The organism is Mycobacterium sp., from assembly GCF_035506235.1.
Taxonomy (GTDB): domain Bacteria; phylum Actinomycetota; class Actinomycetes; order Mycobacteriales; family Mycobacteriaceae; genus Mycobacterium.
Genome location: NZ_DATJPU010000214.1, coordinates 36,805 through 59,756, shown reverse-complemented (window position 1 = coordinate 59,756; position 22,952 = coordinate 36,805). Strand labels below are relative to the sequence as shown.

Annotated in this window: 23 protein-coding genes; 10 read left to right on the top strand and 13 right to left on the bottom strand. The window is 68.8% G+C overall.

The annotated features are described in order from the left end of the window. Complete coding sequence (gene carD / locus VMD50_RS19635; RefSeq protein WP_007166539.1) at positions 1–489, bottom strand: RNA polymerase-binding transcription factor CarD; 489 nt, start codon at positions 487–489, stop codon at positions 1–3. Positions 490–790: 301 nt separating this feature from the next. Here carD and VMD50_RS19630 point away from each other — a divergent pair, with 301 nt between their 5' ends. Genes VMD50_RS19630 through disA form a run of 3 tightly spaced genes read left to right on the top strand, consistent with a single transcriptional unit; the run spans position 791 to position 3,876 of the window. Beyond that, a complete protein-coding gene (locus tag VMD50_RS19630; RefSeq protein WP_325429807.1) occupies positions 791–1,309 on the top strand; it encodes a copper chaperone PCu(A)C domain-containing protein in 519 nt (172 codons plus the stop codon). Between the two features lie 60 nt (positions 1,310–1,369). Next, positions 1,370–2,806, top strand: coding sequence for a DNA repair protein RadA (radA, locus tag VMD50_RS19625; RefSeq protein WP_325429805.1), 1,437 nt, complete (start codon positions 1,370–1,372; stop codon positions 2,804–2,806). Next, positions 2,803–3,876, top strand: a complete 1,074-nt coding sequence (disA, locus tag VMD50_RS19620; RefSeq protein WP_325429803.1) for a DNA integrity scanning diadenylate cyclase DisA — start codon at positions 2,803–2,805, stop codon at positions 3,874–3,876. The genes radA and disA overlap by 4 nt, the downstream gene beginning before the upstream one ends. Positions 3,877–3,882: 6 nt before the next feature. Here the strand turns inward: disA and VMD50_RS19615 are convergent, their stop codons facing one another. Together VMD50_RS19615 and VMD50_RS19610 are read right to left on the bottom strand one after the other, a co-directional pair. Next, positions 3,883–4,692 carry a hypothetical protein gene (locus tag VMD50_RS19615; protein WP_325429801.1) on the bottom strand — a complete coding sequence of 270 codons (810 nt, stop codon included), beginning with the start codon at positions 4,690–4,692 and terminating at the stop codon, positions 3,883–3,885. 126 nt (positions 4,693–4,818) lie between these two features. After that, a complete protein-coding gene (locus tag VMD50_RS19610) occupies positions 4,819–5,436 on the bottom strand; it encodes a carbonic anhydrase (protein ID WP_325429799.1) in 618 nt (205 codons plus the stop codon). Between VMD50_RS19610 and VMD50_RS19605 the strand changes: the two genes are divergently transcribed. Next, positions 5,435–6,334 carry an HhH-GPD family protein gene (locus VMD50_RS19605; RefSeq protein WP_325429797.1) on the top strand — a complete coding sequence of 300 codons (900 nt, stop codon included), beginning with the start codon at positions 5,435–5,437 and terminating at the stop codon, positions 6,332–6,334. The genes VMD50_RS19610 and VMD50_RS19605 overlap by 2 nt on opposite strands. A 21-nt stretch (positions 6,335–6,355) precedes the next feature. On the opposite strand, the gene VMD50_RS19600 is transcribed toward VMD50_RS19605, so the two are convergent. The 7 genes from VMD50_RS19600 to VMD50_RS19570 all read right to left on the bottom strand — a co-directional run bounded on the left by VMD50_RS19600 (position 6,356) and on the right by VMD50_RS19570 (position 13,714). Continuing rightward, positions 6,356–7,834, bottom strand: a complete 1,479-nt coding sequence (locus VMD50_RS19600; RefSeq protein WP_325429795.1) for a hydrogenase large subunit — start codon at positions 7,832–7,834, stop codon at positions 6,356–6,358. Next, positions 7,831–9,297 (bottom strand): proton-conducting transporter transmembrane domain-containing protein, encoded by a 1,467-nt coding sequence (locus VMD50_RS19595; RefSeq protein ID WP_325429793.1) that lies wholly within the window; start codon positions 9,295–9,297, stop codon positions 7,831–7,833. The genes VMD50_RS19600 and VMD50_RS19595 overlap by 4 nt, the downstream gene beginning before the upstream one ends. Beyond that, positions 9,297–9,959, bottom strand: coding sequence for a hypothetical protein (locus VMD50_RS19590; protein WP_325429791.1), 663 nt, complete (start codon positions 9,957–9,959; stop codon positions 9,297–9,299). Before VMD50_RS19590 ends, VMD50_RS19595 begins: the two co-directional genes overlap by 1 nt. Continuing rightward, positions 9,956–10,906 (bottom strand): respiratory chain complex I subunit 1 family protein, encoded by a 951-nt coding sequence (locus tag VMD50_RS19585; RefSeq protein ID WP_325429868.1) that lies wholly within the window; start codon positions 10,904–10,906, stop codon positions 9,956–9,958. Before VMD50_RS19585 ends, VMD50_RS19590 begins: the two co-directional genes overlap by 4 nt. A 5-nt stretch (positions 10,907–10,911) precedes the next feature. Then, positions 10,912–12,813 (bottom strand): proton-conducting transporter transmembrane domain-containing protein, encoded by a 1,902-nt coding sequence (locus VMD50_RS19580; protein WP_325429866.1) that lies wholly within the window; start codon positions 12,811–12,813, stop codon positions 10,912–10,914. Positions 12,814–12,893: 80 nt separating this feature from the next. Next, complete coding sequence (locus VMD50_RS19575) at positions 12,894–13,373, bottom strand: NADH-quinone oxidoreductase subunit B family protein (RefSeq protein WP_325429789.1); 480 nt, start codon at positions 13,371–13,373, stop codon at positions 12,894–12,896. 5 nt (positions 13,374–13,378) lie between these two features. Continuing rightward, positions 13,379–13,714, bottom strand: a complete 336-nt coding sequence (locus VMD50_RS19570) for a lsr2/espR transcriptional regulator (protein WP_325429787.1) — start codon at positions 13,712–13,714, stop codon at positions 13,379–13,381. Between the two features lie 174 nt (positions 13,715–13,888). On the opposite strand from VMD50_RS19570, the gene VMD50_RS19565 reads away from it, so the two are divergent. Together VMD50_RS19565 and VMD50_RS19560 are read left to right on the top strand one after the other, a co-directional pair. After that, complete coding sequence (locus VMD50_RS19565; protein ID WP_325429785.1) at positions 13,889–14,683, top strand: gluconate 2-dehydrogenase subunit 3 family protein; 795 nt, start codon at positions 13,889–13,891, stop codon at positions 14,681–14,683. Then, positions 14,670–16,373, top strand: coding sequence for a GMC family oxidoreductase (locus VMD50_RS19560; protein WP_325429783.1), 1,704 nt, complete (start codon positions 14,670–14,672; stop codon positions 16,371–16,373). The genes VMD50_RS19565 and VMD50_RS19560 overlap by 14 nt, the downstream gene beginning before the upstream one ends. Here the strand turns inward: VMD50_RS19560 and VMD50_RS19555 are convergent. After that, the gene (locus VMD50_RS19555; protein WP_325429781.1) at positions 16,357–17,124 is read right to left on the bottom strand and encodes an alpha/beta fold hydrolase; all 768 of its coding nucleotides are present in this window, start codon (positions 17,122–17,124) and stop codon (positions 16,357–16,359) included. The two genes, VMD50_RS19560 and VMD50_RS19555, sit on opposite strands and share 17 nt — an antisense overlap. A gap of 63 nt (positions 17,125–17,187) precedes the next feature. Between VMD50_RS19555 and mhuD the strand changes: the two genes are divergently transcribed. The 4 genes from mhuD to VMD50_RS19535 all read left to right on the top strand — a co-directional run bounded on the left by mhuD (position 17,188) and on the right by VMD50_RS19535 (position 20,702). Further along, entirely contained in the window at positions 17,188–17,508 is a 321-nt protein-coding gene (gene mhuD, locus VMD50_RS19550; RefSeq protein WP_325429779.1) for a mycobilin-forming heme oxygenase MhuD, read from the top strand. Continuing rightward, positions 17,483–18,847 (top strand): serine hydrolase, encoded by a 1,365-nt coding sequence (locus tag VMD50_RS19545; protein WP_325429777.1) that lies wholly within the window; start codon positions 17,483–17,485, stop codon positions 18,845–18,847. The genes mhuD and VMD50_RS19545 overlap by 26 nt, the downstream gene beginning before the upstream one ends. Positions 18,848–19,507: 660 nt before the next feature. Beyond that, complete coding sequence (locus tag VMD50_RS19540; protein WP_325429775.1) at positions 19,508–19,912, top strand: YkvA family protein; 405 nt, start codon at positions 19,508–19,510, stop codon at positions 19,910–19,912. A 442-nt stretch (positions 19,913–20,354) separates the two neighbouring features. Continuing rightward, complete coding sequence (locus VMD50_RS19535) at positions 20,355–20,702, top strand: hypothetical protein (protein WP_325429773.1); 348 nt, start codon at positions 20,355–20,357, stop codon at positions 20,700–20,702. Positions 20,703–21,619: 917 nt separating this feature from the next. Here VMD50_RS19535 and VMD50_RS19530 read toward each other — a convergent pair. Together VMD50_RS19530 and VMD50_RS19525 are read right to left on the bottom strand one after the other, a co-directional pair. Further along, positions 21,620–22,069, bottom strand: coding sequence for a nitroreductase family deazaflavin-dependent oxidoreductase (locus VMD50_RS19530; protein ID WP_325429771.1), 450 nt, complete (start codon positions 22,067–22,069; stop codon positions 21,620–21,622). Positions 22,070–22,084: 15 nt separating this feature from the next. Beyond that, positions 22,085–22,921, bottom strand: coding sequence for an NAD(P)H-binding protein (locus VMD50_RS19525; RefSeq protein WP_325429769.1), 837 nt, complete (start codon positions 22,919–22,921; stop codon positions 22,085–22,087). Positions 22,922–22,952: the final 31 nt, after the last annotated feature.

Sequence of the window (22,952 nt, the reverse complement as noted above, 5' to 3'; positions counted from 1 at the left end):
TCAGGAAGCGGCGGCCAGCACCTCGTCGAGAATGGTCTCCGCCTTGGCGTCGTCGGTGCTCTCGGCCAGCGCCAACTCGCCGACAAGGATCTGGCGGGCCTTGGCCAGCATCCGCTTCTCGCCGGCGGACAGGCCTCGCTCCTGGTCACGGCGCCACAGGTCGCGCACTACCTCGGCCACCTTGTTGACATCGCCGGAGGCGAGCTTTTCCAGGTTGGCCTTGTAGCGGCGGGACCAGTTCGTCGGCTCTTCCGTGTGCGGGGCGCGCAGCACCTGAAACACCTTGTCAAGGCCCTCCTGCCCGACGACGTCGCGGACACCGACGTACTCGGCGTTGTCGGCGGGCACTCGAACGGTCAGGTCTCCCTGCGCCACTTTCAAGACGAGATACTCTTTTTGTTCCCCTTTGATGGTGCGGGTTTCGATCGCCTCGACTAACGCAGCACCGTGGTGTGGATAGACAACGGTGTCGCCGACCTTGAAGATCATCTGATTCGAGCCCCTTTCGTTACTTCAGTCTAACACGGCGGGCCAAGGCTTGCGGAACAACGGTGCAGGTCAGGGGCACATCGCGCGCGGATTAGGGGTTGACAGGCGAAGCAAGACGTGCAAGGGGTCACATTACGCTTGTCCCGATTCGACCCGAGCAAGCACCCCACCCGCGGCGTTGCCGCGCAGGTCTGGCGCCCTGCGCTACCGCCGGCAAGACCTTCCTACTACTGTGCATAGTTGCATAGTCGAACCGCCGAAATGGTGCGTCGTCATGGGCGCGCCGAGCAGGAGGCATTGAGTGAACCGCTTCGCCGTCGTCGGTCTGGTCGCCCTGGTCGCCGCCCTGCTCAGCGGTTGCGGAGCCGGTCAGATCTCGCAAATGGCCACGCAGGAGCCCGCCGTCAACGGCAACCGGGTCACCATCAACAACGTCGCGCTGCGCGACGTCCGCATGCAGGCCGTGCAGACCGGTGACTACCTCCAGCCGGGGCGGACGGTGGACCTGGTGGCGGTTGCCGTCAACCAGTCGCCGGATGTCGCCGACCGGCTGGTGAGCATCACCAGCGACATCGGCGCGGTCACGATCACCGGCGATGGCCGGCTGCCCGCCGGCGGGATGCTGTTCATCGGCAAGCCCGAAGGCCAGAACGTGGCCCCCGGTCCGCTCGAGCCCAACAACGCGGTCAACGCGACCGTCGCCTTGGCCAAGCCCATCAGCAACGGCCTGGACTACAACTTCACGTTCAACTTCGAGAAGGCCGGGCAGGCCAGCGTGATGGTGCCGATTTCGGCCGGATTGGGCCCGCAGAAGGTCTAGCGGGGGCCGGCCCCGGCCTGTCACACCGGGCTTGTCGTAGCCGCCCGATACCGTCATGACGTGGCACATGCGCGCTCGCAATACCGCTGCTCGGAATGCCAACACGTCACGGCCAAGTGGGTTGGCCGCTGCCTGGAGTGCGGCACCTGGGGCACCGTCGACGAGGTGCCGGTACTGGCCGCCGTCGGAGGCGCCGGGCGCCGCGCGGGCCCGCCGTCGGCCCCGGCGTCGCCGGCCGTCCCGATCAGTTCCATAGAGCCGAACATCAGCCGGCATCGCTCGACGGGCATCGGCGAACTGGACCGGGTGCTGGGCGGCGGCGTGGTGCCGGGCTCGGTCACGCTGCTGGCCGGCGATCCCGGCGTGGGCAAGTCGACGTTGTTGCTCAAGGTCGCCCACCGCTGGGCGCAGTCGGGCCGGCGGGCGCTGTACATCTCCGGTGAGGAGTCCGCCGGCCAGATCCGGCTGCGCGCCGACCGGACCGGCTGCGGCGGTGACGACGTGTACCTGGCCGCCGACTCCGACGTGCACACGGTGCTCGAACACATCGCGACGGTCCGGCCCGCGCTGGTGATCGTGGACTCGGTGCAGACCATGTCCACCACCGAGGTCGACGGCGTCCCAGGTGGGGTCACGCAGGTGCGCGCGGTCACCGCGGCGCTGACCGCGGCCGCCAAGGCCAACGGCGTCGCGATGATCCTGGTCGGCCACGTCACCAAGGACGGCGCCATCGCCGGGCCGCGCTCCCTGGAACACCTCGTCGATGTGGTGCTGCACTTCGAGGGCGACCGCAACGGCACGCTGCGGATGGTCCGCGGGATCAAAAACCGGTTCGGCGCGGCCGACGAGGTCGGTTGTTTCATGCTGCACGACAACGGAATCGAGGGCGTCGCCGACGCGTCGCACCTCTTCCTGGATCAGCGGCCGGCGCCGGTCGCCGGCACCGCGATCACGGTGACCCTGGACGGGAAGCGGCCGCTGATCGGCGAGGTGCAGGCGCTGCTGGCGAGTACGTCCGGCGGCTCGCCGCGCCGGGCCGTCAGCGGCATCGACCACGCCCGCGCCGCGATGATCACCGCCGTGCTGGAAAAGCACGCCCGGCTGAACATCGCCGGCAACGACATCTATCTGTCGACCGTGGGCGGCATGCGGTTGACCGACCCGTCGTCCGATCTCGCCGTCGCCACGGCGCTGGCCTCGGCGTACGCCGACCTGCCGCTGCCCACCACCGCGGTGATGATCGGCGAGGTGGGGTTGGCGGGCGATTTGCGCCGGGTCGCCGGCATGGAACGGCGGCTGGCCGAAGCCGCACGCCAGGGCTTCAACATCGCGCTCATCCCGGACGGGGATGACCCGCGGCGCGAGATAGTGCCGAGCGGGATGCGGGCGCTGCGGGCACCGACCATCGGCGCGGCGCTGCAGCACATGAAAGCCATCGCCGACCACCGCAATGGCTGGACTCACAACGCACCGGGGCCGCACAATGACACGCTGTGACCCGTCCGACACTGCGTGAGACCGTCGCCCGCCTGGCGCCGGGCACCGGGCTGCGGGACGGCCTGGAGCGCATCCTGCGCGGCCGCACCGGGGCGTTGATCGTGCTCGGCAACGACGAGAATGTCGAGGCCATCTGCGACGGCGGCTTCGCCCTCGACGTCCGGTACGCGCCGACACGGCTGCGCGAGCTGGCCAAGATGGACGGCGCCGTCATCCTGTCCACCGACGGCAGCCGCATCGTGCGCGCCAACGTCCAGTTGGTCCCGGATCCGTCGATACCCACCGACGAGTCGGGCACCCGCCACCGATCGGCGGAGCGGGCCGCGATCCAAACCGGCCACCCGGTGATCTCGGTCAGCCACTCGATGAACATCGTCACCGTCTACGTCGCCGGCGAGCGCCACGTGGTGGCCGATTCCGCGACAATCCTGTCGCGGGCCAACCAGGCCATCGCCACCCTGGAGCGGTACAAAATGCGGCTCGACGAGGTCAGCAGGCAGCTGTCCCGGGCCGAGATCGAGGACTTCGTCACGCTGCGCGACGTGATGACGGTGGTGCAGCGGCTCGAGTTGGTCCGGCGCATCGGGCTGGCGATCGACTACGACTGCGTCGAACTCGGCACCGACGGGCGCCAGTTGCGGCTGCAACTCGAAGAGCTGTTGGGCGGCAACGATATCGCCCGCGAACTGATCGTGCGCGACTATCACGCCAGCCCCGAGCCGTTGCCCGAAGCGCAAATGACCGCAACGTTGAACGAGCTGGACGCCCTGTCGGACACCGAACTGCTCGACTTCACGTCGCTGGCAAAGGTTTTCGGATACCCGACGACGGCGGAGGCGCAGGACTCGGCGCTGAGCCCGCGCGGCTATCGGGCGATGGCCGGCATCCCCCGGCTGCAGTTCGCGCACGTGGATCTGCTGGTCCGGACATTCGGAACGCTGCAAGGCCTGCTGGCGGCCAGCGCCAACGACCTGGAGTCGGTGGATGGCATCGGGGGAATGTGGGCCCGCCACGTGCGGGAGGGGTTGTCGCAACTGGCGGAATCGACGATCGCCGATCCGCTCAGCTGAACGCGATCAGCCCGCTGGAACGGGGGCCGGGGCGACACCCGGCGGTGCCTCCGGCGGCGGCGCGAGCGCCGGCTGACCCGGTACGGGCCCCGGCGGCGGGGGCGGCTGGTTCATGACGAACGGGACCGCCTGCGAGCGCAGGTTGCCCAGCTGCACGACGAGGTTGTAGGTGCCCGGCCCGATCGCCGGCCGCGGCAGCGGGCAGTGCGGCGCGGACCCCATGCCCGTCCAGGTCACCGCCGTCGTCACCTGCTCGCCGGGCGTGAAGGTCTTGATCAGGGTCTCGTTGGACGGCGCGCAGTCCAGGTTGGACCACAGCCGCTTGTTGTCCAGCGAGTAAACGTAGGCGGCGAGCACCGCGGCCCCCACGTCGCGTTTGCAGGACACCAGCCCGATGTTGGTGACGACCATGGTGAACTTCGGCTGGTCGCCGATGAAGTACTGGGGCGCGTTGGTCAGGCCCTTGACGCCCAGCGTCGAATCGGGGCAGTCATCGCCCTCCTTCAGCACCGGCGGCGGCTGCACCGCGGCGGTGGGGGTGGGCGACTCGGGGTTCTGCCCCTGCGGCGGCGCCACCGGGGTGCCGCCCTCCTGCCCCGCCGGAGGCGGCGCCTGGCTCGGGGGCGCGGCCGGCTTGCTTTGAGCGGAGTTGGCCTTATCGGCGCTCGCGGGCTTGGCGCCCGCCTTGTTGCCCATGAACGCGACGACGATGGCCGCCACGACCCCGACCACGACGACCGCGAGGCCCAGGGCCAGGCCCCTGCGCCGCCAATAGATCTCGGTGGGTAGCGGGCCACGCGGTTCCAGATCCAGCACGATCACACCGTAGGCCCAGGTCACGCGGATTTGTCCGATCCGCGTCGGCGTGTCGCCCTGTTTGCTGGCCGACCGCCGTGTTAGTGGCGGGGGAAAATCGGCGGCTATCCACCGAAATTCGGCCCTCTACTCTCCTATGTCGCCGAAGTGGTCGACCAGTGCGGCGCGCCCGTCGGCGAGGTGATAGGTGACCCCCGCGATCGCCAGCGTGCCCGCGGACACCCGCTCCGCGATGGCCGACGAGCGCGCCATGAGTTGCGCCAGCGTCTCGCGCACGTGCCGTTCCTCGAATTCGTCGACACGGCTCAGGCCGTCGCGGCGCCCCATCAGGATCGACGGCGCGACCCGCTCCACCACGTCGCGCACGAAACCGCCCGGTATCGCGCCGTCCTGGATCGCCGCCAGCGCCGCCTTGACGGCACCGCAGCTGTCGTGGCCGAGGACGACGACGAGTGGCACGTCCAGCACCGTCACCGCGAACTCGATGGAGCCCAGCACCGCCGAGTCGATGACCTGCCCAGCGGTGCGAACCACGAACATGTCACCCAAACCCTGGTCGAAGATCAGTTCGGCGGCCACCCGGCTGTCCGCGCAGCCGAACACCACCGCGGTGGGTTTTTGACCCGCGGCAAGGCTGGCCCGATGGTCGACGCTCTGACTCGGATGCTCGGGGTGGCCCGCGACGAATCGCTCGTTACCCTCTTTGAGTGCTTTCCACGCTGTTACCGGGCTGGTGTTTGGCATGGCACACATCATGCCGCACAGGCACATGAACGTCCCCCCGAACGAACTCATCGACTGGTACGGCCGGTCGCGCCGCGACTTGCCCTGGCGAGGGCCGGATGTCAGCCCGTGGCAGATCCTGGTCAGCGAGTTCATGTTGCAACAGACGCCGGTGGCGCGAGTGCTGCCGATCTGGCCGGACTGGGTCCGACGTTGGCCGACCCCGTCGGCCACCGCCGCAGCCAGTGCCGCCGATGTGCTGCGCGCCTGGGGCAAGCTGGGCTATCCGAGACGGGCAAAGCGATTGCACGAGTGCGCCACGGTGATCGCGCGCGACCACGACGACGTGGTTCCCGACGATGTCGACGTCCTCATGACGTTGCCGGGCGTCGGCAGCTACACCGCACGGGCGATCGCCTGCTTCGCGCACCGCCGCGCGGTACCGGTGGTGGACACCAACGTGCGCCGGGTGGTGGCCCGCGCGGTGCACGGTGTGGCCGACGCCGGTACACCTTCGGCGGCGCGCGACCACGCCGACGTATCCGCTCTGCTGCCGGAAGACGAATGGGCGCCGCAGTTTTCGATGGCGTTGATGGAACTGGGCGCGATCGTGTGCACCTCCCGGGCTCCGCGATGCGGGCTGTGCCCGCTTGACGGGTGCGCGTGGCGGCGAGCGGGTTGCCCTCCCGCGCAGGGGCCGGGCCGCCGGGCACAGACCTATGCAGGCACCGACCGTCAGGTCCGCGGACGGTTGCTGGATGTCTTGCGCGCCAACGACTCCCCGGTCACCCGGGCAGAGCTGGACGTGGCGTGGTTGACCGACACCGCGCAGCGGGACCGAGCGCTGGATTCGTTGCTGGCCGACGGCCTGGTGACGCGGACGGTCGATGGCCGGTTCGCGCTACTGGGCGAAGGATAACGCGCCGGTCGAGGACCGTCTTCAGAGATCATTGCCGGCGTAGGACTGGTTGAAGCTCTTATTCGCCAACGGGAAGTCGGGCACGATGGTGTCGGCCATCGCGACCGGCAGCGCCGGCCAGTTGAACCAGGACGGGTCGACGATTTTGGCGCGGGTGATGCGATCGGCCGCGTCGATTTCGACGCGATGGACGATGGTGCCTCGCCAGCCTTCCACGATGCCGATGCCGCTGCGTGCCGCAGGGGTCGACGTCGGGTATCCGGCGTATTGTGTTGCGCCGGTGTGCGATTCGATCAGATGGCAGGCCAAATCGGCGGACGCCGCGAATTCGTCGCGGCGTACCGTGTATCGGGCCAGCACATCGCCCCCAGCCGCGCCGACCTCGGTCACGGGCAGTTCGGTGGTCGGGTGTTCGAGTCGGGCGTCGGTGCGAATACCGCTGGCGCGCGCAACATAGCCCAGGCAGCCGAGGGCCTGCGCGTCTTCCCGGTGCAGGACAGCCGTCCCGGCGAATCTGTCATACACCAGGGAGTTGCGCAGGGTCAGTTCGGCGATCTCGGCGACGTCGGCCGCGACGGACCGCAGTTCGGTGATGTCGGGCAGCGCCCGCAGCGCGACCGCGCCGGGGCGGATGGCGCCACGCAGCAGCCGATGTCCGGTGACATTCGCGTTGAGTCGCAGCAGTTTTTCGCGGACGCGTTGGGTGTGTGCGTGCGCCATGCCGAACCCAACGTCGTTGGCCAGCGCTCCCAGATCGGCGACGTGGTTGTAGAGCCGTTCGAGTTCGACGAGCAGCGCCCGCAGGCGGTGTGCCTCGTCGGGCAGGTCGATCCCGAGCCCGTCTTCGATGGCCAGGCAGTGGGCGAGCGCGTGCGCGGCGGAGGTGTCGCCGCTGACGCGTTCGGCCAGTTCGACGGCGCCTTCGGCCGGCTGACCCTGGAAGAGCTTTTCCACGCCCCGGTGCACGAACCACAGCCGGGCCTTGAGGCGCAACACGCTTTCGCCGGCGACGGAGAAGCGAAAATGGCCGGGCTCGATCAGCCCGGCGTGTACCGGGCCCACCGGAATCTCGTACACCCCGGGCCCCTCGACGGTGACGAATGGGAAATGGCCGCTGCCATCGAACTCGGGTGGAGGCAACGCCGTGCCGCGCATCGGATACCACTCCTCGGGCCAGTGGGCATGCCGCACCAGTCGGCGTGCTTTCGGGTGCCCGACGGGCCGGATTCCGTACAGGTCTGCCATTTCGCGCTCGAACCGGCTAACCGGAAACGACAGATAGGCCAGCGATCGAACCGCCGGATCATCCTTGGGCAGCATGCATTCGAGCTGGACGCGGCGATCCGGCCGGCCGGCGAGAAACAGGTAAACAACGCGGAAGGCGGTGTCGTCGTCGTGGGCGGCCACCAGGCCCAAACGAAACCCCTTGTCCAGCAAGTCTTCGGCCATCTCGGCCAGCCCACACTGGGACAGCCTGTGGCGCTGACACTCGCGCCTCATCGCGGTATGCCGACGTCGCTTGCCGCGGCGGTGAACAAGTCGGTGAGCGGACCGGCTGTGACGCCGAGGGCGATCGATGCGGCGACGCCGACGAGCAGGGCCGCCGCTACCGTTCGCGGGACGGTGATTTCGGGTGCGCCGGCCGCGCCGCCGAGGAGGATGCGGCCCGAGTTGCGCGCCAGCGCGGCGAAGGCCACCGCGACCAAAAGCATGCCGACGCCGAGGACCCAGGTGAGCCGCACGTCGGCGAGGGAACGGACGATGGCCAGCTCGCTGGCGAACATCGCGAAGGGGGGCAGGCCGAGCAGCACGATCACCCCGACGGCCAGCGACACCCCGATGAGGCGGGAGCGCCGCAACACGTCGCCGATGTCGGCGATCGCGGTGGAGTCGTGAGCGACCTGCAGCTGGCCGCTCGCCAGGAAGAGGACCGTCTTGCCGATCCCGTGAGCAAGGACGTGCAGCAGCAGCGCGGCGATCGCCAGCGTGGTTCCGGCGGCCGCGGCGATCGCGATCACGCCCATGTTCTCCATGGAGGAGTAGGCGAGCATGCGTTTGATGTCCGGTGTCACCGTCAGCATCAGCGCCGCGACCGACAGCGTCGCCAGCCCGATCACCAGCAGGCCGGACCGCATGAACGTGGGGCCGGCCGCCATGTCGATGAGCGGTTTGATGCGGATCAACACCGAGAACGCTACCGATAGGAGCACCCCGCTCATCAGCGCCGAAACCGGCGCGGGGGCCTGGCTGTGGGCGTCGGCCAGCCAGGTGTGGAATGGAAACAACCCGACCTTCGCGCCGTAGCCGATCAGCAGCAATCCACCCGCAAGTCGAGCGATGTCGGGATTGAGCCCCCCGGCGCGCGCGGTCAGCACGTCGAGGTTCAGGGCGGCGGCGGCCGGCGCGCCGGCGTGCTCGGCGGCGTAGTACAGCAGCACCGTGCCCAGGAAGGCGATGGCGATGCCGACCGAGCAGATCACGACGTATTTCCAGGTGGCCTCGAGCGCGCTGCGGGTGCGGCGGTGCCCGACCAGGAAGGCGGTGATCACCGTGGTGGCTTCGATGGCGATCCAGACGACGCCGATGTTGTTGGCGCACACCGCCACAACCATCGCCGCCAGAAAGGCTGCGGTCAGCGCCCCATATACCCGCGCGCCGCGCAGGTCGGTGTGCTCGTGCACGAGTTCGGCGTCGAGGTAGCCGATGCTGGCCCAGGTGGCCAGTGTGGCAACGGTTCCGATGACGATCAGCATGGTGACGTTGAGGGCGTCGACTCGCAGCAGCCCGCCGAGGGCGAACCGCGTTCCCGATCCGACGCGCAGCCCGAGCGCCGCACCACACCCGAGCACCGCCACCGCCGAGAAGACGATCAGTGTTGCGGTGGCCCTGCGCCATCCGGCGATCAGGGTGGCGATCGACGCACCGACGGGCGTGAGGATCGCGGCGAGCAGCAAACCGGTCATCAGTCGTGCAACTCCTGCAACGCGTCCAGGTCGGCGCCGCCGAAGGCGGACGACAGCCGTCCCGTTAGTACGCCGATCACGATAACCGCGAACAGCACGTCCAGCGAGGCACCCAGTTCGACGATCAGCGGCACCCCGGCCGTGAGCAGGAACGCGGTGGCGGCAATTCCGTTGTCCAGCATCAGGAACCCAGCGGCCTGCGACACCGCGTGCCGCCGCGTGACCATCACCAGCAACGCGACGAGCGCCACCGCGGTAGCGGCGGGGACCGCGGTCGTCGTGGCGCCGGGCTGCAGGTTCACCAGGGAGCCGGTGGTGGCGAAGGCGGCCAGCGTCAGCGCGGCGGTGATGAGCAGCGACGTGGCGGTGTTGACCAGCGGGGTGGCTTCGCGGTGGCATTGCGGCTCGGCGCCGACCGCGCGGGCTAGCAGCCGGGGCAGCACCAAAACCCGCAACACCAGCACGGCGACACCGACACTGATGAGCGCGCCGTCGCCGTCATAGACACCGCGCAGAATCGGTATGGCCGCCAGGGCGACACCCTGCCAGGCCAGCAGACGGACGATGGCGACCAGGTCGCGGCGCCACACGATCAGCACCCCAGCCAGCAGCAGCCCGCCGGCGGCGAGGTCGACCAGTACCGAAAAGGCGTTGTACGTCATGCCGGAACCGCAAAGAAGTTGGCCGCGACGACCGCGAGCAGCGCCAGCAGAAACGATCCGGCCAGCAGCTCGGGGACGCGGAAGAGCCGCAGCTTGGCGACGAACACCTCGACGGTCGCCAGCAGTCCCGCGAGCATCGCAACCTTGGTCGCCACCGCCGCGAGGCCGACGACAATGTCCACCGCGCCGGGGTGGCCGCCGGCAATCCCCCACGGCGCGAACAGGTTTGCCAGCAGTGCCAACAGCACCGTCAGCCGCATCCCGGCCGCCCATTCGGCCAGTGCCAGTCGCGGACCGGCATATTCGAGGATCATCGCCTCGTGCACCATCGTGAGCTCGAGATGGGTGGCCGGGTTATCCACCGGCAGACGCCCGGTTTCGGCGACGATGACGATCACCAGCGCGGTGAACGCCAGCACCGCCGCCAACGACACCACCTGTGCGGGATGACTGACAGTGTGTGCCACCACGGCACCGAGATTGGCCGACCCCGCCGGCATCGACACGGCGAAGACCGCCAGCAGAATCGTCGGTTCGACGAGCGCGGCGATGGTGATCTCCCGGCTGGCGCCCATGCCGCCGAACGAGGTGCCGGTGTCGATGCCCGCCAAGGTCAACGCGACGGTGCCGACGAACAGCAGGCCGACCACGGCGAACAGGTCGGCGCTGGCATCCAGAGGGGATCCGGTCGCGACCAGCGGCGCGATGGCGGCGATCGACAACGCCGAGCCGGCGACGACGGCGGGCGCGGCCGCGAACACCACCGTCGTTCCACGCGGTGTGATCTGTTGCTTGCCAAGCTGTTTGACGATGTCGCGCCACGGCTGCAGGATGCCTCCACCGACTCGGCCCTCCCAGCGGGCGCGCACCTGGCGGGTCAGGCCGACCACCAGCGGCGCCCCGGCCATCACGCCGCCGATCTGCGCCGCGCCCGCGACGTAGGACAGGACGTTCATCGGGCGACCACCAGCACGGTCAGCACACCGAGGGCGCCGTAGGCCAGATACAGGTGGACGCTGCCGGTATGTGCGCGCCGGACCAACCCCGCCGCGGCCGAGACCGCCCGGATCACCGGCGTGTAGCAGCGTTCCTCGATCGCGTCGGTGATTCTGGTGCTGTAGGTGACCTTGTCGGCCAGATAGCGCGACTCGGCGCTGTGAGTGACTTCGATGTCGGTGTCGGGACGCAGCACATCGTCGAAGACCCGTTGCAGCGGCTCGGCGAAGGATGTCGCCGTATATTGCATGCGTGCGGTGAGATCGTCTGCGCCGCAGGCCCATAGCGCCGACGTGACGGGCTCGGGGCGCCGCCTCCGCCGCCAGCGCGCGAGTGCGGCCGCGGCCAGCGCGGCCCCGCAGAGGCCGGCGGCGATCACGCCGGGCGCGATCGAGCCCTGCAGCCCCGGCAGTCGCACGAGTGCTGTAGAGGGGTCGAGGTCGGTGAAGTCCACCGCCCGGGCCGCGGGCAGCGCGGCGACCGCCCGGCGCAGCGCGGGTCCGACGGTCGAGGGTGCCACGGCCAGTGTCACACAGGCGGCCGCCGCCAGCGCCATGCCGGCCAGCATGATGCGCGGCGCCTCGAGAGCCCGGGCGGCCTGCTCGGAGCGCGGCCGCGCCAAAAATCCGATGCCGAACGCCTTGACCATCGCCGCGACCCCCAGGCCGGTGGTGAGCGCGACCGCGCCCACCGCCAGCGGCGTGGTCAACGCCAAAACGGCGACGTGCTCGGAGGCGGTGTGGATCAGCGACTGGACGAGCAGCCATTCGCTGACGAATCCGGCGCCAAGCGGCAACCCGCACGCGCCGAGCGCCGCGACCCCGAACAGGGTGGTGGTCGCCGGCATCCGGCGAGCCAGACCGCCCAGCCGGTCGAGGTCACGCAGCCCGGTAGCGGCCAGCACCGACCCCGCGGACAGGAATCCGAGACTCTTGAACGCCGCATGCGCGATCAGGTGCAGCATGGCCGCGGCCGCGGCGATCGTCGCCGGTCGGTGCACACCGGCGGCGGCGAAGAGGGTGGCGGCCCCCAACGCCAACGTGATCAGCCCGAGGTTCTCGGTGGTCGAATAGGCAAGCAGCCGTTTGAGGTCCGTGGCCACCGAAGCCTGCACCACGCCATAGAGCGCCGAAACCCCGCCGACCACCATCAAGACGAGGCCCCACCAGCGGGGACCCGGACCCAGCAGCTGCAAATCGAAACGGCAGATGCCGTAGACGCCGAGGTTGACCATCGCTGCGCTCATCAGGGCCGACACCGGGCTGGGCGCCTCCGGGTGGGCGCGCGGCAACCAGGCGTGCAGCGGAACGAGCCCGGCCTTGGAACCGAACCCCGCAACCGTCAACAGAAACACCGCGGTGCGCGCACCCTCCGGTATCCCGTGCAGGTCGGCGAGCCGGTCGGCGCCCCCCGCAGCGGAAAGCACCATCAACCCGATCAGGATCGCGACGAACCCCAACTGCGTCATCACCGCGTACACCAGGGCGGCGGAGCGCACCTGCGGGCGGGTGTGTTCGGCCAGCACCAGCACCAGCGATGCGACCGCCATCAGCTCCCACGCCAACAGAAAGGTGGTCACCGACCCCGCCGCGGTTACGACGAGCATCGCCGCGACGAACAAGGGCAACACCGCGAGCGTCAACCTGCCCAGATGGCCCCGCCGGGCATACCCGATCGTGTACAGCCCGACGACGAGCGCCACCGCGCCGGTGAGCGCCATGAAGAATCCGCCCAGCGGCTCCAGGCTCAGCTGCACCCCCGACAGCGGAAGCAGCCAGCCGATGCCCACCGCGGGTACCGAACCGAACATCGCCTGCAGGCCCACCCATACTCCGACCGCGCCAAGCAGCGCCGTCAGCGTCCCCGCGAACGCAGGTCTGAAGTCTTTGGGGCCCGGGGCTTTTGGAGCGAGGACCGGCCGGGTGGCCAATTGTGTGATCACTTGCCGGTCACCGATCGGAGAGCCGCAACGATGTCGCCCGGCGTCGGCGGGCAGCCCGGAATTTCCAGATCGACCGGGACCAGCTCACCGACGGCGCCGGCCACCCCGTAGGCGTCGGCGAAGACGCCCCGGTTGATAGCGCAGTCCCCACAAGCGATCACCCGACGCGGCCGAGGCGTGGCGTCGATCGTGGCGCGCAGCGGGCCCGCCATGTTGTGCGTCACGACGCCGGTGACCAGCAGCGCGTCCGCGTGCCGCGGGGAGGCCACCAGCCGCGCACCGAACCGCTCGGCGTCATACACCGGCCCGAATGCGCCCGCGATCTCGACTTCGCACCCGTTGCAGGAGCCCGCGTCGACGTGCCGGATCTGAAGCGAACCACGCACTCCCGCAACCGGTTTCATGGTTCGCGGCGGTAATGGTTCCGCGCGTTCGGTGATCCGGCCGACACGGAAGGCCTTAGAAATCCAGCCCATCAGCGCTACTGCGCGCTCCCCGCGCGCAGGTCCTCCAACAAGGCCACCCGGTCGCTGAGCACCCCGGTGAGCACCTTGCGCGCGACCATCAGCAGTTCGGCGATGTCCGGTGAGGCGATCGAGTAGATCATCGTGTTGCCGTCCCGGTGCGCGTCCACCACCCCGGCCCGGCGCAAAACGCCCAGTTGCTGCGACAGGTTCGAAGATTCCAAACCGACCTCGGGCAACAGTTCGGCGACCGACTTGTCGCCGGCGACGAGAAGCTCGAGAACCCTGATCCGCGCCGGATGCCCCAGTGTCTTGAAGAACTCGGCCTTGACCTTGTACAGCGGCTCCGACACCCGGATCTCCTGAAGATTCGATGCTTCCTACGTTTGAACAGTTGAAGAATTTATCAGATGGTGTAGCGATGCGCACGGCGGGGCGTTATCGCAAAAGCTCGCACCCGCAAAACCCGACACGCCGCCGGACGAACGCTCCACGTGAGACACATATCTGCGTCTTACCCTGCCGATGTGCCCAGCGAGGAGGCCACCGACGGATCCCGCTTGCCGCCGGTGTCCCGGCGCGCGGTGCTCGGCGGGCTGAGCCTGCTGCCGCTGGCCGCCGCCATGCGGGGCCCCCTACCCGCCGCCTCCGCCGATACCGGCTACCGATTCCTGTCGCCGCACCAGGCCGCGGTGCTCGACGCCGCCACCCGCCGGCTTGTCCCGGGGCCGCAAGACTGCCCTGTCGAGCTCGGCAGTCCCGGGGCCCACGAGGCGAACGTGGTCAACTACCTGGACCGGATGCTGTCGGTGTTCGACGTCACGCCCGCCGACGTGCACGCCGGCGGCCCGTGGAGCAACCGCGCCGGCGGCTCCCAGGACTACATGGCGACCTTCGTCCCGCTCAACCGCGCCCAGGCCTATGGGTGGCAACAGCGGCTCACGCAGCTTCGCAACCAGTACACCAGCGGCATCGCGCTGCTCGACCAGCAGGCCGGCGGAGACTTCACCGCAGTGCAGCCGGTCCGGCAGGACCTCATCCTGGCCCACGGGCCGGCTGCGGCCTTCGCCAATATCCTGTTCGGTCACACCATCGAGGCGATGTACAGCGTCCCCGAGTACGGCGGCAACGCGAACCTGGTCGGTTGGAAGGACATCAAGTACCCCGGGGACTCCCAGCCGCGCGGGTACACCCCCGCCGAGGTGGAAGCTACCCAGTGGGACGTGGTCGTCGTCACCGACATCATCAACCGCCTGCGCCACGGCTGGGAAGGGGTCGTCTCCAAACTGGGCGGAAGGGGCGGCGTGAGTGCCGCCCACTAAGGCGATCATCGTTGGCTCCGGCGCCGGCGGATCGACGGTGGCGATGGAGCTCGCCGAGAACGGCTGGGACGTCGTCATTTTCGAGAAGGGGTCGAACTACTTCACCAACCTGGACGGGACGGGGCCGCTCGGAACGACGTTCTCCAACGACGAACTCAAGGCGCTGTACCGCTATTTCGAGCAGCCGGACCCACTGGCCTACCCGCGCACGTTTCGCGCCAACGCCGGCCAGGCCGCCAGCTACGTCGGCCCGGTCAACGAACTGCCCGTGACCGTCGGCGGCGGCACGACGCACTGGGACGCGAAGGTCCCACGGTTCTGGGACATCGACTTCAAGGGGCTGTCGATGCTTGGCCCGCAGCCCGGCGCGGACGTGCAGGATTGGCCGTTCGAATATGGCGAGATCGCCCCGTACTACGACGCGATCGAAACCCTGCTCGGCACGCAGGGAGATGTCCGGGCGATACCCGCGCTCTCCGTCAAGCACGCGCCGCGCACGCAGCAGTACGCGATGCCGCCGGGGCCGCAGCAGCGCTCGTCCACGCTCATCGCCAAGGGAGCCAAGCGCATTGGGCTGCACCCGTATCCGTTCCCGACCGCGATCAATTCGGTCGACTACGACGGCCGCCCGGCGTGCAACAACTGCGGGTTCTGCAGCAATTACGGCTGCCCGATCTCGGCGCGGGTGGGCGCGCTGGCGCCGCTGCGCCGGGCGCTGCGCACCGGGCGGGTGCAATTACACCCCGAAACCACCGTCACCAGAGTCAACTTCACCGGCCGGCGCGCCACCGGCGTCTCCTATCTCGACCCGCAGGGCAATCCCGGCGGGGAGAGCGCCGACCTGGTGGTGCTGGCCGCCTCGGCGATCGAGACGTCACGCCTGGCGCTGCTGTCCGGCCTGCCCGATGCCAGCGGACGGATCGGCGCCCGGCTGATGTTCCACAACTTCGTCGACGGGTTCGGCATCTACCTCGACCAGCGGGTGCACGCCTACCGCGGCCGCTCGATCACACAGTGCATGGAGGATTTCTGCGACCCCAACTTCCCGGGAGCCCGGCTCGCGGCGAAACTGGCCGGGCTGCCCTACATCCGGGGCGGGCTGTGCGAGCTGGGCGGGAGCCAGGACCCGATCACGGAGGGCAAGTTCTACCAGGAGATCCTGGGATTCCTGCCGGGGGTGCAGCTGTTCGGCAGCCCGTTCAAGGACCTGATGCGCGCCTCGCTGCTGCGCGACCGGCTCGCCGGCGTCAACTTCATCGGCACCGACCTGCCCTACCTGACCAACAACGTCACCCTCGACCCGACGGTCACCGACCTCAACGGCCAGCCCGTGGCCCGCGTGACCTGGGCGCCCGGCAGGCACGAGGCGGTCGCGCAAACGTTCTACCTGGTGCCCATCACCGCGATGATGGCGGCGGCCGGCGCGACGCTGTTCGCCGCGATACCCGACGGCCTGGAACGGAAGCTGGGCGGCGGAACCCCGCCGAACACCAAGCACGTGATGGGCGGGATGCAGATGGGCCCGTCCCCGGCGACGAGCGTCGTCGACCCGAACGGGCGGATGCACCAGATGGACAACGTCTACGTCGCCGACGGCAGCGTGTTCGTCACCTCGGGCTGCCAGAACCCGACCAACACGCTGATGGCGGTGGCGCTGCGCACCGCGTTCGGGCTCACCGGGCGGCGGTAGCCGCCAGGAAGGATTCCACCGCCTCGCGGTAGACCTGTGGTGCTTCGTCGTGAACGAGGTGGCCTGCCTGCGGGACGCCCAAATAGTTTGTGGGCGAATCAGTTTCGGTCATCGCACGCATCTGGCCCGGCGGGGTGACGGAGTTGCCCGCCTCGATGAGCAGCGCCGGGGCCCGCACGGCCGTCCAGTGCGCCCAGTAGTCCCGGGTGCCCCATTCGGCGGCGATCTCGATCCATCGCGAGGTGTGCCCGTGCAACCGCCACCCGACTTCGGTGCGGTCGAACGCCTCCAGGAAATACCGCCCGGCGACGGGCCCGAATTCGTCGAAAACCTGCTCGGCTGAATCGAACTCGACCGGGAGTGCGTGCAGCCACGGCTCCCACGGCCCGGTGGTGCGGCCCCGGAAGTCCGGAGCCATGTCCTCGAGCACCAGCGCCGAAACCAGGTCCGGGCGCTCGGCGGCCAGGCACCACGAGTGCAGCGCTCCCATCGAGTGCCCGACCAGCCTGGCCGGCCCCCCCAAGGCGCCCACCGCGTCGGCCAGGTCGGCCACGAAGCGTTCGGTGCTGATCGGGTGTGGATCGTCGACGTCTCGTCCCCGGTGCCACGGGGCGTCGTAGGTGTAGACGGTGCCCAACCGGGCCAGCCACGGCAGCTGCCGCGACCAGGTGGAGCCGCGGCCCATCAGGCCGTGCACCAGCACCAACGGTTCGCCCCGGCCGCCGTGGCAGGTCAACAGATCGCTGGGCACACCACCATCTTGCGTGGCCCGCCCGACGGTTGGACAGAGGGAGCCGCGCGGTAGCCTGGCGGGATGGCGCAAGTGGTGAAGATCAACGCAATCGAGGTGCCCGCGGACGCCGGCCCCGAACTGGAGAAGCGGTTCGCCCACCGCGCGCACGCGGTCGATAGGCAACCCGGCTTCCTCGGCTTCCAGCTGCTGCGCCCCATCAAGGGCGAGAACCGCTACTTCGTGGTGACGCAGTGGGAGTCCGAAGAAGCCTTCCAGGCGTGGGCGAAGGGACCCGCCATCGAGGCCCATGCCGGCGAGCGGGCCAATCCGGTGGCGACCGGGGCGTCGCTGCTGGAATTCGAGGTCGTGATGGACGTTGCCGGCAACAAGCAGGGTGGTTAGCGGGCGATCGACGCGGCGCCGCGTGGCGGCGTTGGGCGCCGCCGCAGCTCTGGTCGTGACGCTGGCGCCGGGCTGCGCGCCCTCCCCTGCGCCGCACGCCAATGCCGCCAACCCGGGCCGGCAGATCGACACCCGGACGCCGCCCGGCATCCGGGCCCAGCAGACCCTGGACATGCTGAACTCGGACTGGCCCATCGGCCCGGTCGGGGTTCGCACCCTCGCCGCGCCCGACAAGGTCGACCCGGTCGAGACCACCATGGAGGGGCTCTGGTGGGATCGTCCGTTCACCCTCGACGGCGTCGACATCAGCGCCAGCGTGGCCACCCTGCACCTGGTCACCTCCTATGGCGCGCGCCAAGACATCCGGATACACACCGACGACGAGGGCCGGGTCGACCGGTTCGACGTCGACACCCAGGCGCCGAAGGTCAACTCGTGGCACGACGTCGACGCCGTGCTGAGCAAGACCGGCGCCCGCTACTCCTACCAGGTCGCCAGGGTCGAAAACGGCCACTGCAACCCGGTGGCGGGCACCAACACCGGCGAATCGCTCCCGCTGGCATCGATTTTCAAGTTATACGTGCTGCACGCGGTGGCCGGCGCCGTCAGGGCCGGGACGGCGTCGTGGGACGATCAGCTCACGGTCACCGACAAGAGCCGCGCGGTGGGCTCGTCGGGCCTGGAATTGCCTGCCGGAGCGCATGTTTCGGTGCGCACGGCCGCCGAGAAGATGATCGCCACCAGCGACAACATGGCCACCGACCTGCTGATTGGGCGGCTGGGCACGCACGCCATCGAGGAAGCGCTCGCCACTGCCGGCCATCACGACCCGGCAAGCATGACACCGTTCCCGACGATGTACGAGCTGTTCTCCGTCGGCTGGGGCCAACCGGATCTGCGCGACCAATGGAAGCAGGGCTCCCAGCAGGTCCGCGCCAGGCTGCTGGCCCAGGCGAATTCCACTCCGTACCAACCAGATCCGACCCGCGCCCACACGCCCGCCTCGACCTACGGTGCAGAGTGGTACGGCACCGCCGAGGACATCTGCCGGGTGCATGCGGCGCTGCAGGCCGACGCGGTCGGCCCCGCCGCGCCCGTCAGGCAGATCCTCTCCGCGGTGGCCGGCATCCAGCTGGACCGTAACGTGTGGCCGTATATCGGTGCGAAAGCCGGTGGCCTGCCGGGTGATCTGACATTCAGCTGGTACGCCGTCGACAAGAGCCGGCAGCCATGGGTGGTCAGCTTCCAGCTGAACTGGCCTCGCGATCATGGGCCCGCCGTGACAGGCTGGATGTTGCAGGTGGCCAAGCAGGTCTTCGCGCTGATCGCGCCGCAATAGCCAGCTGAGCACCGGCGAATCGCTGCTGGACACCTTTCCCGGGCGGCTGTTCATCCAGCACATGCGGTCACTCGGCGGCCTGGGTGTGCCCGAGGACCTGATCCGGGCGGTGAATTGGGCCGTCGCCGGCTGGCCTGGCTGCGCGAACCAGCGAATTTGGAATTCACACCGGCGCCAGGCCCCCGAATGACTCGGGGCATAGGTGACTTACGAATTCGGTAGCGTATGCGCTATCAACTTTGGGGCAAGCCGCATGGTCTGGGGAGCCGGTGTCCCGCTATACGCGCCGCGCCCAGCGCCCGTTGCGGAAATGCGCCACGCACTCTAGACCCGACTTGGCTCGAATTTGTGCGTATGTCAGCGGGAACCGTGATGGGGGCGCGGTGTCGGGTCGGTGGTGGTGCGGGCGTGGTGGTCGGGCGTGATTATCACGATGCGGTGGCAGCGGGTGGCGCAAACGAAATTCGCTGTGCCTCAACCTGTTGCCTCGATAGCTGCTGACCAAGGCCCGGCGCCGATGAGCAGGCCGGCGCGTTCGAACCAGACTTCACAGGTGTCAGCGCGATACCCCGCGTCAGTCGCGCGATAAGGCGAACGACGTCTGAACTTGAGGTGAACGGCGAACTAGCCCCAGCGACGGTTCTGCGAGAGGATGCAGCGGTGTGGTCGATTCTGGTCGGTGTCCTCAGCGGCATCACGCTGGCTTGGCTCATCCTGGTTGCCGCGATCTGGCTGGCCAAACCCGACGACCTCGGGGTCGGCGACATGATCCGGTTGCTGCCCGATCTGGTGCGGCTGTTGAAGCGCGTAGCCACCGACCGCGCGGTGCCGCGGATGGTCCGCGTCGAGCTGGTGCTGGTGCTGGGCTATATCTTCTCGCCCATCCAACTCATACCGGATTTCATCCCAGTCATCGGATTCGTCGATGACGCCGTCCTCGTCGCGATCATGCTGCGCATCGTCGCGCGTACTGCCGGGCCCCAAGCGTTGGAAAAACATTGGCCTGGCACACCGCAAGGACTGTGGGCGGTGCGCCGGGTCTGTGGTCTGACCCAACAGGGCTGAATCACGCTTGCCAACCCGCCGCGCAGCCTCGAAAACCGTTGCACGCAACCTGCGTGTCGATCCGGGCATTGAGGAGGTCATCGACTCCGAGCTGCGGTTGGTGGCGGCTCTACGCCGTGCGGCTCGGGAGCGGGGTTGCCCGCTGCCGTCGCTAGCTGTGGCGGATGCGCTGCTGGATGAGCGCCGTGGGGTGGGCCATGCTCCCACCCGACCGCGCGGCGTTAGGAACCAAGTCTTCTTTAATCCGCGTATGACTAGTTGATCGGGCCGCCCCTGCTCTCCTCGTGGGGGCGGGTCCGATTCCATCGGTCAAGCACGGCCGGCCCGTCATCCCTTCGGTAGCGGGCCGACTGCTTTCGAGTAGCCGATTACGCTAGGCGACTCCGTGACATTGCCACAGCATTGGAAACATCCGGTTCCGCTCTATCGAAGGAGCAATGCGGTGGCCGAGAACAAAGTTGCCCCCTTCCACCAAAAAGAGCAGGCAACGGCCCAGCAGGCCAGGGCGGTGGTCGACGCGCTGTTGAAGGTGTTCGAGCAGCCGCTGTTCGACTGGGAGCGGCCGCGCGTGATGGTGGACACCTGGGAGTATGGGCGCACCGTGGTCGTGTGGGAAGAAGGCCCGCACGGATGGATGTGGGTCTTTCCGTGCGGAGGCATGTTGAGCGGGACCCTCTGGGAAGTCCCCGAGGCCGAGCTGCCGAAGGGCGTGTGGGTCGAGCCCAACGACAGCAGCTGCGTGATCCGCGTCTACCAGGAGGCCGCGCGCGGGATCGCGGAAACGATCTAGCCATGTCATTGACTGTCCCGACCCGGCCATCACGCCGGCCGAAGCGCGGGAGCTGGGCAGGGCGTTGATCACCGGACCCAACAGGGTGGCGAGAGGACGAAAGCTATTGCGCGACAACGGCTAATATGGCGTAACCGGAACCGCCAGGATTAGCCGTCTGGTAATCCGTTGGGTCGCGGGTTCGAGCCCCGCGCTGCCACTCTGAACAGCCGGTCAGCATCACCAGTGGCCAAACCGCCGCTTCGAAACCCTGACAACGCACCAACTGCCCGGCGATGGAACCGCAGCGTTATGCAGCCGCGAGTGCCCTGAGCGCTTTTGCCGAATCAATGCCCAGGCTCGGGATGCTAAATGAACACCTGAGCGTCGAAGTCGGAGGCGCTGAGCCTCAGGCCTCATCGAGGTCGTTGTCCCAGCCACCACGGAGCAGCCGCGTGTGTGAAGAGTCGGCCACCGCCGAGAACCTACGCGCCGCAACACCTCATCCTCCTCGACGTGTCGGCGCGTCCCGGCAGTAGCCAGCTATAGCTAAGCTAACGCCGCCGAACCCATCTGACCCCGGCGGCCCGGGGGCGATTTGTAACCGTACTCACGACGTACCGGAACTGTACCGGCAACGGCCAAAAACGCTTCTTCACAGGCAATTTCACTAGTATCGGCTAACCTTTTCGCCTGGTCACGGAGTGGTCGGGTAGGGACTCAATCCGTTGGTCGCGGGTTCGAGCCCCGCCCGCCCCACCGTAAAGGACCGCACGTAGAGGCCGAGATCCTCAAAGACAAGGCCCGCGGCCAGGTTGGTCGTCGATACGCTCGACCAACGCTTCGGCCTCAAGTACGCCGGCAAGACGCCGTGACAGCATCGGGGCTGATAACACGTCCCGCTGAGGGGTACGGCACTCCGGGCTGAAGGATGCCCGTCATCTCGCAACGCTCGGCTCGAACCGGAACACGGCGACTCGGCCGGCCAGCGCCTCGAATTCGTCGGCCGTTCCGTCGCGCACCATCCCGGAGCGCTTCGCGAACGCCACGCCGACCGGGACCTCGGTGGAGAACGCTCGCAGCACGGGCCGCGCCTCCTCGGGGTCCAGCTCGACGATCTGGACGGCGCGCGACCGTCGGCCCCGGCTCAGCGTGCCGGTGCCGGCGGCGCGGGCATTCGCCGCCCAGTCGGCGCCTGGGTAGCCGGCGACGACGTAGAGGCCGCCCTGAAATTCAAACGGCGTCATCGGCGTGCTGCGCGGGCGGCCCGACTTGCGGCCGGGCACCGTCAGCACCATGGCCGGGCCGGTCGGTATCCCCAGCCGCTGGACGGCCATCATCACCTTGTTCATCGGCCTGAGGTAGCGCGGCGGACGTGGTTCGGACATGTCAGCTCCTTATGTCTAGGACTTCGCGAACAGGTCGCGGTGCTGGGACACCCACTGCGCGAACGGCGTCGCCGGGCGGCCCAGGATCTTCTCCACGTCGTGGGTGACCAGCGCGGGCTTGTCGAGCGTCTCGGCGAGCATGGCGATATACGCATCGGCGAACTCGGCGTTGAACCCCAAACCGATGAACCGTTGCCGCACCAGCTCCGCCGGCACTTCCCGATATTGCAGCGGGCGGCCGAGGACGTCGCCGATGACCCCGGCCAGTTCCGCGTTGCTGAACGCCTGTGGACCGGTCATCGGGATGCGTTGCCCCACAAGGTCATCGGTGAGCAACGCGCGCGCTGCGACCGCCGAGATGTCGCTCTCGACGATCGGCGCCGACGACGCCGCGGCGTACGGGCCGCCCACCACGTCGCCGGCGCGGAGCTGCGCGCCCCACATGCCGGCGAAGTTGGTCGCGAACACCGACGGCCGCAGGCTCACCCAGGCCAGACCGGATTCCACGACGAGCTGCTCGGCCTCCTTATTGCGGTCCCCGCGGAAGCGCGAGGGCTGCCGCGAGAAGTCGTCGTCGGCGTTGATCGCCGACAGCGCAACCAGCTTGGTCACCCCGGCGCGCCCGCACCGGGCGACCACCGCGGCCAGCTGCTCGCCCAGGGCCCGCGAATTGAGGAATACCGTCGAGGCGCCCGGCAGCGCGTCCAGCGCCGAGCCGGCCACCTCGACTTCGGGGGGAAAGCCGGCGGCGGGCGTGCGGGTGACCGCGCGCACTCGGGCGCCCGCGGCGAGGAGTTCGGCGACGAGCGGGCGCCCGACGTTGCCGGTCGCTCCGGTTACGACGATCGTCATGGGGGTGGGTCCTTCCGTGAGTTTTCTCCAC

Excerpts from the sequence above, each read along its gene's own strand:
- mhuD (WP_325429779.1), top strand. The coding sequence starts at position 17,188 with ATGGCGCAAGTGGTGAAGATCAACGCAATCGAGGTGCCCGCGGACGCC.
- VMD50_RS19525 (WP_325429769.1), bottom strand. The coding sequence starts at position 22,921 with ATGACGATCGTCGTAACCGGAGCGACCGGCAACGTCGGGCGCCCGCTC.
- VMD50_RS19605 (WP_325429797.1), top strand. The coding sequence starts at position 5,435 with ATGGCACACATCATGCCGCACAGGCACATGAACGTCCCCCCGAACGAA.
- VMD50_RS19590 (WP_325429791.1), bottom strand. The coding sequence starts at position 9,959 with ATGACGTACAACGCCTTTTCGGTACTGGTCGACCTCGCCGCCGGCGGG.
- VMD50_RS19575 (WP_325429789.1), bottom strand. The coding sequence starts at position 13,373 with ATGGGCTGGATTTCTAAGGCCTTCCGTGTCGGCCGGATCACCGAACGC.
- VMD50_RS19600 (WP_325429795.1), bottom strand. The coding sequence starts at position 7,834 with ATGAGGCGCGAGTGTCAGCGCCACAGGCTGTCCCAGTGTGGGCTGGCC.
- VMD50_RS19595 (WP_325429793.1), bottom strand. The coding sequence starts at position 9,297 with ATGACCGGTTTGCTGCTCGCCGCGATCCTCACGCCCGTCGGTGCGTCG.
- VMD50_RS19610 (WP_325429799.1), bottom strand. The coding sequence starts at position 5,436 with ATGCCAAACACCAGCCCGGTAACAGCGTGGAAAGCACTCAAAGAGGGT.
- VMD50_RS19530 (WP_325429771.1), bottom strand. The coding sequence starts at position 22,069 with ATGTCCGAACCACGTCCGCCGCGCTACCTCAGGCCGATGAACAAGGTG.
- carD (WP_007166539.1), bottom strand. The coding sequence starts at position 489 with ATGATCTTCAAGGTCGGCGACACCGTTGTCTATCCACACCACGGTGCT.